This is a genomic window from Enterococcus sp. DIV1537a, from assembly GCF_051712085.1.
Taxonomy (GTDB): domain Bacteria; phylum Bacillota; class Bacilli; order Lactobacillales; family Enterococcaceae; genus Enterococcus; species Enterococcus faecalis.
In genome coordinates this window covers 1,753,092-1,768,504 of the sequence record NZ_JBIOOE010000001.1, presented here as the reverse complement: position 1 = coordinate 1,768,504, position 15,413 = coordinate 1,753,092, and the positions used below count along the sequence as shown (strand labels likewise).

Below are 15,413 nucleotides of genomic sequence, written 5' to 3'. Positions count from 1 at the left end.
TCACTTGTTTTCAACATTTCCCCAATATCACTTTAAAAGAAATTGAGCGTATGACTCCTTATGAATTTAATTTACGGATAAAAGCTGTAAATTTACGTGCAATTAACGAAGAAAGGAAACTATACGTTAACGCATTAGCTACACGTATTTTTACAACACCAGATGAAAAAGGGCAACGCTATATTTTTAACGAAGTGAAAGATGTCTATGACTTTGAAAAGCTTGAACGCGATGTGCGAGGGGAAATCTCGCAACGAGAAGTGGAAAAGCTAAGTGAGCTAGAAGAAAACGCTCGTCGATTAGAACAAGCAAGAAAAATTGTTGAGGAAAGGAGGAAACAACGTGACACAAAGTAAAACGGTAACAGCCATACTTACAGCACGTGATAACAATTTTACCAGTGCGATGAATGGCGCTGTGTCTTCGCTAAAAAAACTTAATTCAAATGCTTCTGATATTCCTAGTAATTTGAATACAGTGAATGGTGCGATGAAAAGTTTCGGTGATAAAACCGCAAGTATCGGCCAAAGCATTGAAAAAGTCGGCGGTTCGATGACTAAAGGTATTACACTCCCAATTGCGGGTGCCGTTGGCGCAGTAACAACCGCAGCGGTAAAATGGGAAAGTGCCTTTACTGGAGTTAAAAAGACCAACGATGAGATGGTCGATTCTAACGGTAAAGTCATTTATTCTTATGATGATTTAGAAAAAGGCCTTAGAGATTTAGCAAAAGAATTACCCACTAGTCATGAAGAAATTGCAAAAGTAGCAGAAGCAGCTGGACAGTTAGGAATAAAAACTGATAAAGTTGTCGGATTTACTAAAACAATGATCGATATGGGCGAATCAACAAATATGTCTGCAGATACAGCGGCTACATCCCTAGCTCGTTTTGCTAACATTACGCAAATGTCACAAGATAAATTTAGCAATCTTGGTTCAGCGATAGTTGACTTAGGTAATAATTTAGCGACTACCGAATCAGAGATTACAGAGATGGGCTTACGTTTAGCAGGTGCAGGAAAACAAATTGGCATGACCGAAGGAGACATTGTAGGTTTTGCGGCGGCGTTATCATCTGTTGGTATAGAAGCCGAAGCGGGCGGATCGGCATTCTCTAGATTAATGGTACAAATGCAATTAGCAACTGAAACAGGAGTTGAAGCTTTTGCGCCTCTGAAACAAGCAGTAGCAGAGCAAGGCGTGTCTTGGGAATCTTTTGTGCATGCTGTAAACTGGGGTGGAAAAGAACTGACGGCAGTTTCTAAGCAAATGGGAATACCTACCTCAGAATTAAAGAAAATGTATAAAGAAGCTAGCAAAGCATCAGGTAGTCTGGAAGATTTTGCAAATGTAACAGGTCGAACTAGTGAAGAGTTTGCACAATTATTCAAAAGCAATCCATCTCAAGCACTAATTGAATTTATCCAGGGCTTAAAAGACTCGGAAAAACACGGAATATCAGCTATTAAAGTGCTCGACGATATGGGAATTACAGAAGTTAGATTACGTGATAGTTTATTACGTGCAGCCAATGCAAGTGATGTCTTTGAAGGGGCTGTAAAACGAGGTAACGAAGCGTTTAACGAAAATACAGCTCTAGCAGAAGAAGCTGGTAAACGATACGGAACTACAGAATCACAGTTAAAGATTTTACGTGGTCAATTAAATGATGTAGCAATTACGTTTGGCGGTCCATTAGTAGCCGCATTAAATAGCGCGATAAGTGCTGCTAAGCCTATGATTGAAGCTTTAGCAAATATGGCAGAAGCTTTTGCATCAGCTGATCCAAAAACGCAAGAGTTCATTTTGAAAATGGCTGCGTTAGCCGCTTCTGCTGGCCCTGTGTTAAAAGTTTTTGGGAAAATGACAAGATTTTTCGGCAAAACGATTTCGACAATGTTTGAAACCGCAGGGAATATTGATAGCAAGTGGCAGCAATTTATTACTAAACCTATTGTTAATGGCTCTGGTAGTGCATTACAAGCTGTAAAAGGGTTTGTTTCTAAATATAAATCAAATCTAGCAGGGCTTGAAAGCGCAGGAGTTAATGTAAATGTATTAACAAGATTTACCACGTTAGGAGAGACTATTTCAGGTCTTTTTCCTACGCTAGATACATTTAGAGCAAATCTACGAGCAAGTCAAAGACAGCTAAATATGCTAGGGGAAGGAAATAAAGTTACTAACTTTTTCCGTTCTTTTTCTGCTTCTTTACAATTATCTAACAGCAAATTAGCGAAATTTGCCTCTGTTGTTATTAATCCTGTAGGGTCGCTAAGAAACCTATCCTCTGCAGCTGGCAAATCGGGAACGGTTTTATCAGGGCTTGGCGTAGCCACCTCAAAAGCAGGTGGAGGTTTTAGAACATTTGCGGTAACGGGTATACGATCTATAGCTAGTTTAACAGGAGCTATGTTGAGCAATCCCATAACAGCAATTTTAGTAGCAATAACCGCTACGATAGTTGGTGTAGTGCAAGCTTGGAAATCCAATTTTATGAACATTCAAGGCTACGTGAAAACTGCTTTTAGCGGAATAGTAAAATCGTTTAAAAGTGTACTTCCTAGCTCTGCGAGTGTTACTAAAACAATAAAAGGATTAGGAAATACATTTAAATGGTTAGGTACTGGCGCAATTGTTGGTGTCACTTTTGCAATAGCAGGTTTTGTAGATGGCTTACGTACTATCGTTACTGTAGGAAAAACGGTAGTAAATGCAATAATGGCAATTTCAAACGGTGTAAAAGGACTTCGGAAACGATTAAAAGGCGATTCTAAAGGTGCTGATAAAGCATTTAAAGATATGAAGAAAAGCTTATCTGATATTGAAAAAGATTGGGATACAATGTTTTCTGATTCTGCCTTAAAAAAAGCTGCTAAAAGCACCGAAGAATTAGGTAAAAAGTCCAAAGACACTACTAAAGCAATTTCGTTAAATATGGAAGAATCCTCTTCAAGTGTTGAAAATTATTCTTCAAAACTTGATGAAGCTAAACAGGCAATGACTGAACTTTTCTCACAGCAAAATGGTAGTACGGCTGGCGTAGAAACTTATTTCAAGAATACACTTGATTTAGTTACGAATTTAAAGGAACAACAGAAAAAGGCTGTTGAAACCTATAACAAGCAAATTGAAGCGGCAGAAGGAAAATCAGAAGCAGAGAAGCAAAAGATTTTTGCCAATGCTTCAAGCCAGTATATGAAAGCTGTTCAAACGAATAATAGTGATTTGTTGAAGGTATATACTGATTATTCTAACCAATTGAAGAATAATAAAACAGTAGAGGGTCAAGAATTGACAGAACAGCAAAGAGCTACTTTGCAAAATCAAACGAATATTATTCGTGATCAATTATTACAACAGAACCAACAATTTGTTGAGGCTGGTATGAATAAGTTGGCTAATAAACAAGCATTAAGCGAGCAAGAAAAAGAACAAACTTTGACAAGCTTGCGAACGCTTGGGGAAATTCAAGCGCAACAAGTGCAAGAAAATAACGCCCAAATTCAGCAACTAGAAACACAAAAGAACCAAGCAAAAACAGAATCTGAAAAAGCAGCTTTCCAAAATCAAATTACACAATTACAAACGCAAAATGCTCAAATACGACAAAGTGAATTAGAGCAAGGAGCTCAACTTCTATCGATTATTTCACAAAATGGTGCAAATAAAATTGCAGTGACAGCTGATAATTTAGCACAACTTAAAGGCGTTACAGACCAACAGCTTTTAGGCATTTATCAATCTTATGTAAATAATGGTGCTAGCATTGACCAACAAATGGCTTTATTGGCAGGAATGCTACGTCAACGAGGGATTGATGGCTCTAACGGACTGGTTCAGGGATTGCAAAGTAATGATCCAACGAAGTGGGCGAATATGTCAAGAGCTGACATTGTGAATACTTTACAAGCGTTGCCTCCTGACTTATTTAGAAATGGTCAAGACGGGAAAAACCAGTTAATTGATGGATTAAACTCTGGAAAAACACAACTTAATAATGTTGGTAAAGAATTGATGTCTTCGATGAATAGTGGTCAATCTTCGCAAAAATCTAATTCTAAGAAAGCTGCCGCTGATAATAGTAGTGCAGCTGCTTCTGGAACAAGAAGTAAAAGTAATGAACATAAAAATGCTGGTAAAAGCAATGCTCAACAGACAAATGCTGGAATGAATTCTGAAAAAGGAAATGCGAAGAATTCTGGAAGTCAGCTAGGTGCGGCAACAATTCAAGGATATTTAACTCAGTTACCCCCTGCAAATAATGCTGGAAGGTCTTTAGGAAATGCGGTAAGTCAGGGTGCAGGTTCTGTAGATATGAGCCCTGTAGGTTCAAATATGGCTAGAGGTGTTGCTTCTGGTATTCGTGCAAGTCAGGGCGAAGCAGTGGCTGCTATGCAAAATTTAGTAGCCGCCGTTAATGCAGAAGCACAGAAAAAAGCAAAAATTAAATCACCATCACGCCTATTGAAATATGATGTTGGTGTTTTCCTTGCACAAGGTGTAGCTGCAGGTATTCGAGAAGATACGTCGGTTGCCGTACAAAGTGCAAAAGATATGATTTCAAGTATTCATCAATCTATTACGGATAGCCGTTTGATGAAACGTTCAAATGCAATTGAGGTAAAACACTCTATAGATAATACGCCAATGGGAAAAATGGTAGAAATTTTAGAAGAAATACGACATTTAACTGTCGTGATGGATACTGGCCAAGTAGTGGGAGCGCTAGGTAGCCCAATGAATCTTAATTTAGCAGAACAACAAAAGCAAGATGGGAGGTATCGTAGTTGATTGAAATTGTAGAATATATGGCCAAAGGTCGTTTTAATAGCAAAGAACATGGTTTCTACATTATTGAACACGATGCTCCTTCAGCGGAAGAAGTGGAAATTATTGAACAGATCCCTTTCATGCAAGGTCAGTATGATTTTTCCATGCTTACAGGAGAACGAATTTTTAGTAATCGCATTGTCACTGTTACTTTTTGGCGACCTAATACGCCATACGAAGAACGAAAGGCATTAGAGGCGAAAGTAAAAGAAGAGTTGATGATGGATGGAATTGATTACATTGATGATTCTTGGTTACGTTCAGGGCTTCGCTGGTATGGAAAATGCAAAAGTGTGAAAGCAGAAGATGACTCGTCAAGTAATTCATTAACGTTAACCGTAGAATTTGACGTGTATCCTTTTGCTTTAAGGGAAAATATTTCTTATTCCGATGTCTTTGACGAGGACTATTTCACAGACGATAGCGCCGACAATTGGACAGGCTACTATATTCACGGAAAAAGAGAAATTTTTCTTATCAATATGGGAGCGAATGCTTCTAGTCCAACAATAAAGGCAACGTCTACAATGCAATTAACTACTGATGACGGAACAACAATAAAAGTTCCGAAAGGCGAATCGCAAGATTATTTCTTTAAATTAAAAAGAGGGACCAACCACTTAACTATTTATGGCGAAGGTCATATCTCTTTCTTTATGTCTAGTGAGGTGATGGTCTAATGTATCGAGTATTATTGTTTGATAATCCGAACAGAAAGAATCCAAAGATTGTTCATGAGCCATATAGCTATGGTGAGAAAATCAAAGATAGTGAAGTATATTTATCGCTTAACGGATTAGGAATTTCTACTTTTGAATTTACCTTTAATATTAACAATAAATACTATCAAAAGATTGAGCCGATTATTCACTTTATCCAGATTCTGGATGTTACAAGAAATAAAGAAATTTTTTATGGTAGAGTTGCTAAAATCACGAATAAAATGGAAGCATCAGGAAGCTTTTCTCAAACTCTTTTAGCGGAGGATGAGAAAGCTTTTTTATATGATTCTGTTCAAACCTATATGAAACCAACACGGATGACTGTATCTGCTTATTTACAAAAAATACTCGATGCACACAATAAACAAGTTGAAGCGCATAAGCAGTTTCGGCTTGGTGAAGTGAATGTTGTAGATAATGGGGACTTGCTAAGAGGATTAGGCTATCAAAGTACAGCGGATACCATTAAAGAAAAATTGTTGGATAGGCTGGGCGGTACGTTAACACTTCGACGCGTTGGAAATATAAATTATTTAGATTATCTATCTAATTATGGTGTGAACAGTGAAACTCCTTTACAGTTAACCAAAAATCTAAAAAGTGCTACTCGAGATATTGATATTTCTGAATTGTTTACAAGGATTGTGCCCGTCGGTCAAGATATTGAAGATACGTCAAATACTGATATTGAAGTGGGAACAGATTTTTCACGACCTAAATACACCATCGAAAAAGTAAATGGCGGTAAGAATTACCTTGATGATGAAGCGTTAATCAAAAAATTTGGATTAAACACGGGTATTGTAGAATTTTCAAATGTCAAAGACCCATCAATTTTAAAACGTCGAGGGTTGCAATGGCTAAAAGACCAAAGCTTGATGCTGGTAACTTGGACAGTTGAAGCCATTGAGTTAGGGCTATTGGATAAACGGTATGAATTAATCACTTTAGGAAACAGTTATAAAGTAGATAATCAATTTATTTATGCTGTAGAACGATTACAAGTGATTGAGAAAAAATTTAGTATTTTAGAACCGCAAAAGGTTACTTTGACTATTGGTTCGAAAAAGAAAAAACTGACCGATTATCAAAACGAAATAAAAGCTATTCAATCCAATTTAGTAAACGTAAAAAAATTTGCGACGGCAGGAGTTCAAAACATATCAGAGTTGATAAAAAGACAGGAAGAATTTGACAATGATTTATCTGTTCAAAGTAGTAAAGTTAGTTCTTTGGAAGACTTAACCAGTGAATTATCAACAACCGTGACAGAATCGACGGAAGCCTTTAAACAATTAGCAAGTGATTTAACAAATACAGTCGAATCTGTAGGTACTGCTAAAACTGAGATGAAAAAGGCGTTAGACGATTTAATTAAGCGCGTAGAGAAATTAGAAAAATAAGAGAGGTGAGACGGTTGGCACAAGAATTTAAGGATACTCGACCAACAAATGAACCAAATACAACAGTTGATTATCAAGACCCGACTGATGTCGATGAGGTGCAAGATGAAATAAAAAACGGTGTGATTGATCCTATTTCTCAAACGTTCGCTTTGTGGATTCGAACAAAGATGTATCGACGACATGTTCGAGAATCTTTAGCTCGTATGATGGAGTATACCAGTGTTTTATTTAATAAAATAAAGGCTATTTCTGAAAATACAGAAAAACGCCAATCTAAAGTAGAACAACGTCAAACCAATTTAGAGGAACGTTTTAAAGATGTAATCGCAAATGCTACAACAGATAGCGAAGTTATCGATGCTCGAAGTAGTGAACGTTTGGGGAATTTTAAAACGTTGGATGAACGGCTAGAATATTTTGAAAATATTATTGCTTCTGTAATTCCAGTTGGTTTTGATGTAACTATTGTTCACAATTTAGGAGCTCAACCAGTCGTTAATGTTCGTACTTGGACACATGGTATAGGTGTACTGCCTTTAGGTACAGAACCAACAGGGTTATTTGGCGGTAGTGCTTCTCAATCAATTCAAAGCACTGTAAGACATGTTAATTCTTCAGAGTGCATTGTATCTATTCCTTTGGATTATACAACGGAATTTTTACCAGTAAAAATTAATGAATATAAATATTTACTTATAGATGAAAAAAATAGTCGATCCATAGTGTTTGATTTAATTATATAGAAAGGATGTTGAGAATATGGAATTAACCAGAATTTATCGAGGGATGGAGAACGGAGCAGAAGCTATTGAAGAAAATTTTGATAGTCTTGAAAAGTTACTAAATAAGTTATCTGAAACAAATATTTTAAATGTAGGTAAAAAAGTTTGGTCAGGAGCATGGTATATGGGGGGAAATCAATCAATTAATCCGAGTTTACCATTGGATCAATGTCTTTCTGGCTGGTTATTTTTATATCAACCATATAACACAAGTACAAGCCTAGGAGACAATTGGGATTTGAACTATGTATTTGTTCCAAAAACGCATATAGTGGAATTTGGAGGTTGTGCGGTTGTTCATCATTTAGAAACATTGAATGGAGCAAAATACAACAAATATATTTATATAAGCAATACGCAAATTTTAGGCCATAAAAATAATAATACTGCTTCAAAAACTTTTGTATTGACACGGGTGTATGCAATTTAAGAAAGGAGAAAGTTAGCTATGAAAATTTGGATTGAAAATAGAATTGGCTATTTAGAAGGTTATTCTACAATGGAACAACCAGATAATGTTGAGCTTGAAGTGAAAAAAGAACCGTTTGATTTTATGAATTGGCGTTATGATGGCGCACAATTGATTCATGATCCAGAAAATGCACCACAACCAGAGCCAACACCACCAACCGACATTGAGGTATTACAAGCCGAAAATGCGGAATTAAAACAATTGAATTCAAAACTCATGGTTAATGACGTGAATTTAAAAAAAGAGCTTTCAGAAGTAACGAAAAAAGCAGATAATTTTGCGCAAATTAGTGCAAAATCAATGCTTGCGATTAATCAATTAACCAATCAGGTAAAAGAAATTAACGAAAAATTAGCAGAAGGAGTGGAATAAAATGTTTACATTTGATGACATTAAAATGATGTATGACTGGGGCTGTTTTACAGATGAACAAGTAATGGAGTTTGTCCCACTTTGCATTACAGAAAAAGAAGCGAAAGAAATTGTCGGAAAGTAGGTAAGTAGGTTTGGCGTTATTTGATTTTTTGGAGCGTTTTGTAGCAGACCCAGATTATAAAGCAGTATATGTTTTAATGTTGATTTGTATTGCAATGACTATTGATTTTATTAGCGGCACTATCGCAGCCAAGATAAATCCAGAAATTGAGTTTAAAAGTAAAATAGGGATCAACGGAATATTAAGGAAAGTAGCAAGTATTGTCTTGCTGCTTTTTTTCATTCCCTTAGCACCGTTAGTACCTGGTGGCGCTGGTGTGGGGCTATTATATGTTCTGTATGTTGGCTATCTGATGATGGAAATTAAATCGATATTTGAGAACTATCAGAAGATGGGAGTAGTTACGGAGCTATTTGAAGATTTCATAAAAAATTTAAAAAATAAAAAATAGGAAGGTGTCTTTATGAAAAAAATTGTAACGTTGATTATTGTAGCGTTGGTAGCAGTTACTCCTTTAAATGTATTCGCTGCAAAAGGTGATCAAGGCGTTGACTGGGCGATTTATCAAGGCGAACAAGGCCGTTTTGGCTATGCACATGATAAATTCGCTATTGCCCAGATTGGTGGCTACAATGCTAGCGGTATTTATGAACAATACACATATAAATCACAAGTAGCGAGTGCTATTGCACAAGGTAAACGTGCGCATACCTATATTTGGTATGACACTTGGGGAAACATGGATATTGCAAAAACAACAATGGATTACTTCTTACCACGTATTCAAACGCCTAAAAATTCCATCGTTGCTTTAGACTTTGAGCATGGTGCTAGTTCTGACGTAAACGCAAATACGGAAACAATCCTGTACGGTATGCGCCGTATTAAACAAGCAGGGTATACACCAATGTATTATTCATACAAGCCTTTTACGTTGCAGTATGTGGACTATCAGCGAATTATTAAAGAGTTCCCTAACTCTTTATGGATTGCTGCTTATCCTAGCTATGAAGTAACGCCAGAACCATTGTATGCTTATTTCCCAAGTATGGAGGGCATTGGTATTTGGCAATTTACATCCACTTATATTGCAGGTGGGTTAGATGGTAACGTAGATTTAATAGGAATTACGGATAGTGGTTATACAGATACCAATAAACCAGAAACGGACACGCCAGCAACAGATGCAGGCGAAGAAATTGAAAAAATACCTAATTCTGATGTTAAAGTTGGCGATACCGTCAAAGTGAAATTTAATGTAGATGCTTGGGCAACAGGCGAAGCTATTCCAGATTGGGTAAAAGGAAACAGCTATATAGTACAAGAAGTAACTGAGAGCAGAGTATTGCTTGAAGGTATCTTGTCATGGATCAGCAAAGGCGATATTGAATTATTGCCAGATGCGGCAACTGTTCCTGATAAACTACCAGAAGCGACTCATGTGGTACAATACGGCGAAACATTATCAAGCATTGCTTATCAATACGGAACAAACTATCAAACATTGGCTGCATTAAATGGATTGACAAATCCAAATCTTATTTACCCTGGCCAAATTTTGAAAGTAAATGGATCAGTAGTAAGCAACATTTACACAGTTCAATACGGTGATAATTTATCAAGCATTGCAGCTAAGCTTGGTACGACTTATCAAACCTTAGCTGCATTAAACGGATTAGCAAATCCTAACTTGATTTATCCTGGTCAAACATTGAGCTATTGATTTTTTGCAAAATCGGTTGAAATTTAGAGGTACCTCATTTACAATAGAATCACCTTTTCATATTATGACTCTTTTCGATTTAGAAAAGAGGTGCTCCTATCTTATGCCAAGTCCTTAGGTAGGAGCATTTTAATTTTACTCATACGTATCTTAGTTTAAAGCTATTGTATTACATAAGAAAACACCTACCACAGATGCACGTACTTCCCCAAGCAGTTGTCTGTGCGGTAGGTATTTTTTTAGATTTTACTTGTTAATCATAACCGATTTTCTTTTTTTATAACAAGGTTAAGCTTGAATTTATGAAAAGGATAATGTGTACGGAATTTATCCTAATAAAAAATAGAATTAGCCTATTTCTAAGCTACTATTACTTGAGAACAGTTTCCTTTTAAATAAGTGGAAAATTGTAGTACAGCTACTTTAGCGATATTCCTTAATATCCCAGTTCTAATTTAAAGCCAAACACAATTTTGTTAATAATGTTAATAAGTTGTGAATAATTTTATTGGTTGAATTAACAAAACTAATTTGCTAGAATAATAAAGCAATTACTTGTAGTAAAAGACTACAGGCCCCTTGTATCATAATTGTGCAAGGGGGTTTTTTGTATCGTATATTTATATTTATATTTCATGTCTAGAGTAGATGGATTATAACCTTTTTATAGTATTGATCCATCATGTTTTAATACACTCATTTGCTTTATATGAAGTAGTATGGTATTATAAATAAGTAATCAATTTTGACATGTAACGAGAGCGCTATACATAAGACTATAATTCTCCTTTTGCTTATCAAACATTTTTTGCAACAAATCGCATACAGGGTATGCACAAGGAGGAAACATATATGAACAACGGTACAGTAAAGTGGTTTAACTCAGACAAAGGTTTTGGATTTATTACAGGTGAAGATGGCAATGATGTATTTGCTCATTTTTCAGCAATTCAAGCGGATGGTTTTAAGTCATTAGAAGAAGGACAAGCAGTAACTTTTGATATTGAAGAAGGACAGCGCGGTATGCAAGCTGTTAATATTTTTAAAGCATAATAAAGGTTTTGGTAAAACGTTCCAATTTAATTGGAACGTTTTTTTTATAAGATTAAATTGATAGGCTCTGAATGTTGAAAACGAAAGGAGATCATCATATGGGATTTGGAAAATGGAAAGAAGTTATACCATCAGATAAAAGTAAACAGTTTGAAGAAGGACAGAAAGTATCATTTATTTACAGAAAAGAAATTAGAAGTGGTATAATAGCTGTTTTATTAATTAATTCAGCAGTAATTAACATTATAGACAGTTCTAAGCCAAAAAACAAAAAAGAAAAAACAGTAATTAGTTATGAGAAACTATTATCGATGTATCAATTAAAAGACCCTAGTTTAGATTAGGGTCTTTGTGTTAAACTTAAGACAAGGATTTATGGCATGCTCTTTTTTCTAAACAGATTCTTTACGTGTTAAAGGATCTGTTATTTTTATTTAAAAATTGTTAGCTAGTTAGAGCAAATGGTTCGTAATCATTCGGTTGATTGTTCGAATTTATCATAGTAGTTAAAACGAAATTATCATGTGTATATAGAAAACACCTACTGAAGACGCACAGTACTTCCCCAAGTTGTGTATGTTTAGTAGGTGTTTATTTATAATTGTATATTTGAATTATAAATAAAATACAATTGTTTTGTAAAATGAAAACTTGAAATTTAAAAAAGAAAGCGGTAAAATATCTTTACCAAACAATTTTATTTTTCATTTTATTACTACCTCTTGCCGCCTTTCCCCAATGAGGCGGCATCTTTTTACATAAAAATATTGAACTAAAAAAATAGATATTGTAAAATATTGATACATATTTAAACTCTTATTTTTTACGCAGACCGCCTTTTCTCAATAAGACGGTCGTTTTTTTGTTGAAAATTGAAAATCAGTAAAGTAAAATTATTATATATTAAGCTATAACCAGTAAGAACTATTTTATCCCCAATAAGCTAGTTATTACTTGGACCATTAGCTCAGCTGGTTAGAGCAAAAGGCTCATGACCATTCGGTCGATGGTTCGAATTCATCATGGTCGATAATAGAATTAGACAGGTAGTGAATTATTTTGAAAAGAACAGGAATTCTCTTAGTGAATTTAGGAACACCAAAAGATTCTTCCAAGACGGAAGTAAGGAAGTATTTAAAAACTTTTTTATCAGATAGAAGAGTAATAAAAATACATCCTATAATTTGGAAACCGATTTTGAACGGTATTATTTTGAATATACGTCCAAAAAAATCAGCAAAACTCTATCAAAAAATTTGTACTGAAAATGGATTTCCTCTTTTGGAATATACTGAGAAACAAATGGAAAATTTGAAAAATATATGTCCAGAAGTGGAAGTTACAATTGGAATGTCATACAGTGAACCGAGTATAGAAACTGCTCTAGATACATTATTATCAAAAGAGATTGAAGAACTCAATGTCATACCAATGTATCCGCAATACTCTGGGACAACGGTAGGATCAGTGTTTGATTCCGTTATGAATTATTTTATAAAAAGTGATAGGATAGTGGATATTAAATTTATTCGATCATTTTACAATAATCCACAGTATATAGGTTACTTTTCAAAAAAAATAAATGAAGCTTTGAATGAAAGTCCAATAGATGCTATCGTTTTTTCATACCACGGAATTCCTATGTCTTATGTAAAAGATGGGGATAACTACCCGGAGGAATGTACTAAAACAACAAAATTAATAATGGATAAATTAGGAGATATTCCTTATTATCAAACCTATCAATCGAAATTTGGGCCATCTGAATGGTTAAAACCAGCAACTGATGATACCTTGAAAAAATTACCATCAAAAGGTATTAAAAATATATTAATTGTTGCACCAGGGTTTGTTGTAGACTGTCTAGAAACAATAGAAGAATTGGAACACGAAAACAGAAACTATTTTTTAGAAAATGGTGGGGAATTCTACAAATATGTTCATCCATTTAATGGGGATATTGAATTTGCAAAATTAGTAAAGGACATTATTTCTTTGTAGTAATTTGTTTCAGTTTTTTATTTTAGTTTGAATTTATTAAACAATTTATTCAGGTTTTGCACGAATATATTTACTGGTATAGCATATAGTAGAATTAAGCAAAAATTAAACGGCTTATCTCCAGTTCAGCATAGGAAATAAGCCGCTTAAAAAAGCTTGATTTTTTTGCACTGCAGTTCGAGTCCTGTATGATCCATAAAAATACGTTGTATGAAAAGTCAATTCTTTTGAGATATTTTTGACTTCCTAATTTGATATACTGCGGAAAGTATCTGAGAATTTATTTAACACATTTTTTATTTACTAAAGAAAGTAAAGATCAGAGCTGTGCAAATAGAAATGATTAAAAACATCCCAATGTCATCATCTAATGTTTCAAAAATTTCAACAGGTTTCATAAAATGTTTAATTATTTTTTTCATTATATTCACCTCAAAAAGAGAATAGAATGAAATATTCTACTTATCCATTGATATATCTAACGATTGACTTACAAAATTGAAACAAAAGCCTAAAAGTCAGTTGGTGTGCTTATTATTATAATACAAAAAAGACCTCCATTCTTTTAAGAATAAGGTCTTTTTTTCGTAGTCGCCTTGTAGGCAAACTATTTCAGTTAGCCGTATTCTAAACTCAATAAAATGTCAAATACTCATACGTGTATTTTTACCACAAAATTTACCACAGATTTGCGGTATTATTTACATATCTTAGATTATCAAAAATGACAAAACAGCTATTTAATGCGTATTGTATGATGTTTTTGTTCCTTAAATTGTTACGGAATTTCAGATGGGGAGTGGCAAATATACGAAGAAAATTAACTATTTATAGCGGTTTTATTTTAATAGAGAGTCTCGTTAGTTTTAGTGTTGTATGTGTGGTAGCAGGGATATTCTCCCTGACTATTACACAATTAATTCAGCAAAATTATCAACGGGAGCAACAATTAACGCGTACTCGTCTGGGATACGAAGCAATTTTATTTTTAGAGCAGACGGGTGATTTACGTTTCAAAGAGCGGATATATCAAGGAGAAACTTACCGATTTTCTTTGATGGAGAACGAGGGAAGAAGGATACTAAAAGTCACAGATTCAAGAGGAGCGATTTTGATTGGTGAATAAAAAATATGCGGGTTTTACGATGTTAGAGTGTTTAGTAGCACTAGTCGTTTTAAGTTGTATGTGTCAATTGTTTCAGTTGATGATTCAACAAAGTTTTATCGGAAATCAATATTTGAAAAACAATGATTCAAAATCCTGGCATATTTTTTTAATTCAATTAGAAAAAGAATGTCAAAAGCTTGTTTTCCAAACAGGCTCTGCTCAAGAGATTTCTTTCCTCGACTCAGAAACAAACAAGACTATTTCAATTCAAATCAAAGAAGATAAAATTATTAAGCGAGTCAATGGTAAAGGCTATCAACCGCTGTTAATTGGTATCAAAAATGGACAGTTTAAAAATGAAGGACAATCGTTTACTTTGGAAGTTACTTTTACTTCTGGAAAAACATTTGATAGTTTTTTTCCGATAAAGGGAGAATTTTAATGAGGCAAAAATATTCAGGAAACTTATTGTTCACGGCCATGGCCTTTGTTTATTTGATGAGTTTTCTCGCCCTTCAGTTACTAGAAGAACGTCAGTTAACACAAAAATTTACGCAAGCTACCCAGGAGTACTATGCAGGGAAAAGTATCCTTCATTTATTTCTTGCAGATATTAAACAAAATAGACGAAAGTTAAAAACAGAAGAAAGGCTCGTATACGAGCAAGTAACCCTCGATTATACATATAAAAGTGAACAATTAAGAATAACTGTTTTATTAAACAAATCTGGTCGAAAATACCAATATCAAGAGAGAGTTTCTCATCAAAAAAAAGCGGAAACAATACTGGAATAGCGTTGTTTTTCTACAAATTATTAGATTTTAGAAGAAAGACAGTAAAGGCATTGATTATTCTTTCTTTTTTCGTTAAAAT

The 15,413-nt window shown here is 34.6% G+C and carries 16 protein-coding genes and 1 tRNA gene; all 17 read left to right on the top strand.

Going from position 1 to position 15,413, the window contains the following annotated elements:
• Window positions 1–50: 50 nt before the first annotated feature.
• The 17 genes from IGJ41_RS08765 to comGG all read left to right on the top strand — a co-directional run bounded on the left by IGJ41_RS08765 (window position 51) and on the right by comGG (window position 15,334).
• On the top strand, window positions 51–356 hold the full coding sequence (locus tag IGJ41_RS08765) for a hypothetical protein (protein ID WP_002364305.1): 306 nt from the start codon (window positions 51–53) through the stop codon (window positions 354–356).
• The gene (locus IGJ41_RS08760; protein ID WP_033593775.1) at window positions 343–4,797 is read left to right on the top strand and encodes a phage tail tape measure protein; all 4,455 of its coding nucleotides are present in this window, start codon (window positions 343–345) and stop codon (window positions 4,795–4,797) included. Before IGJ41_RS08765 ends, IGJ41_RS08760 begins: the two co-directional genes overlap by 14 nt.
• On the top strand, window positions 4,794–5,516 hold the full coding sequence (locus tag IGJ41_RS08755; protein WP_002363380.1) for a hypothetical protein: 723 nt from the start codon (window positions 4,794–4,796) through the stop codon (window positions 5,514–5,516). The genes IGJ41_RS08760 and IGJ41_RS08755 overlap by 4 nt, the downstream gene beginning before the upstream one ends.
• Window positions 5,516–6,961: a phage tail spike protein gene (locus IGJ41_RS08750; RefSeq protein WP_010784602.1), complete on the top strand. Its 1,446-nt coding sequence runs from the start codon at window positions 5,516–5,518 to the stop codon at window positions 6,959–6,961. The genes IGJ41_RS08755 and IGJ41_RS08750 overlap by 1 nt, the downstream gene beginning before the upstream one ends.
• 5 nt (window positions 6,962–6,966) lie before the next feature.
• The gene (locus IGJ41_RS08745) at window positions 6,967–7,707 is read left to right on the top strand and encodes a hypothetical protein (RefSeq protein WP_002363383.1); all 741 of its coding nucleotides are present in this window, start codon (window positions 6,967–6,969) and stop codon (window positions 7,705–7,707) included.
• Window positions 7,708–7,723: 16 nt separating this feature from the next.
• On the top strand, window positions 7,724–8,176 hold the full coding sequence (locus IGJ41_RS08740; RefSeq protein ID WP_438714273.1) for a hypothetical protein: 453 nt from the start codon (window positions 7,724–7,726) through the stop codon (window positions 8,174–8,176).
• Window positions 8,177–8,194: 18 nt separating this feature from the next.
• Window positions 8,195–8,590 carry a hypothetical protein gene (locus IGJ41_RS08735; protein ID WP_002363385.1) on the top strand — a complete coding sequence of 132 codons (396 nt, stop codon included), beginning with the start codon at window positions 8,195–8,197 and terminating at the stop codon, window positions 8,588–8,590.
• Window position 8,591: 1 nt separating this feature from the next.
• Window positions 8,592–8,714 (top strand): XkdX family protein, encoded by a 123-nt coding sequence (locus tag IGJ41_RS08730; RefSeq protein ID WP_002368228.1) that lies wholly within the window; start codon window positions 8,592–8,594, stop codon window positions 8,712–8,714.
• Window positions 8,715–8,724: 10 nt separating this feature from the next.
• A complete protein-coding gene (locus IGJ41_RS08725; RefSeq protein ID WP_002378446.1) occupies window positions 8,725–9,105 on the top strand; it encodes a phage holin family protein in 381 nt (126 codons plus the stop codon).
• Window positions 9,106–9,117: 12 nt separating this feature from the next.
• A complete protein-coding gene (locus IGJ41_RS08720) occupies window positions 9,118–10,377 on the top strand; it encodes a LysM peptidoglycan-binding domain-containing protein (RefSeq protein ID WP_002381740.1) in 1,260 nt (419 codons plus the stop codon).
• 852 nt (window positions 10,378–11,229) lie between these two features.
• On the top strand, window positions 11,230–11,430 hold the full coding sequence (locus IGJ41_RS08715; RefSeq protein ID WP_002357053.1) for a cold-shock protein: 201 nt from the start codon (window positions 11,230–11,232) through the stop codon (window positions 11,428–11,430).
• A 71-nt stretch (window positions 11,431–11,501) separates the two neighbouring features.
• Window positions 11,502–11,774, top strand: a complete 273-nt coding sequence (locus IGJ41_RS08710) for a hypothetical protein (protein WP_002378444.1) — start codon at window positions 11,502–11,504, stop codon at window positions 11,772–11,774.
• A 612-nt stretch (window positions 11,775–12,386) separates the two neighbouring features.
• Window positions 12,387–12,460, top strand: a tRNA-Ile gene (locus tag IGJ41_RS08705).
• A gap of 29 nt (window positions 12,461–12,489) precedes the next feature.
• Window positions 12,490–13,431, top strand: coding sequence for a ferrochelatase (gene hemH, locus IGJ41_RS08700; RefSeq protein WP_002357056.1), 942 nt, complete (start codon window positions 12,490–12,492; stop codon window positions 13,429–13,431).
• Between the two features lie 724 nt (window positions 13,432–14,155).
• Window positions 14,156–14,557, top strand: coding sequence for a type II secretion system protein (locus IGJ41_RS08695; RefSeq protein WP_438714269.1), 402 nt, complete (start codon window positions 14,156–14,158; stop codon window positions 14,555–14,557).
• Window positions 14,547–14,981, top strand: a complete 435-nt coding sequence (gene comGF / locus IGJ41_RS08690; RefSeq protein WP_002357060.1) for a competence type IV pilus minor pilin ComGF — start codon at window positions 14,547–14,549, stop codon at window positions 14,979–14,981. Before IGJ41_RS08695 ends, comGF begins: the two co-directional genes overlap by 11 nt.
• Window positions 14,981–15,334, top strand: a complete 354-nt coding sequence (gene comGG, locus IGJ41_RS08685) for a competence type IV pilus minor pilin ComGG (protein ID WP_078127058.1) — start codon at window positions 14,981–14,983, stop codon at window positions 15,332–15,334. The genes comGF and comGG overlap by 1 nt, the downstream gene beginning before the upstream one ends.
• Window positions 15,335–15,413 lie beyond the last annotated feature (79 nt).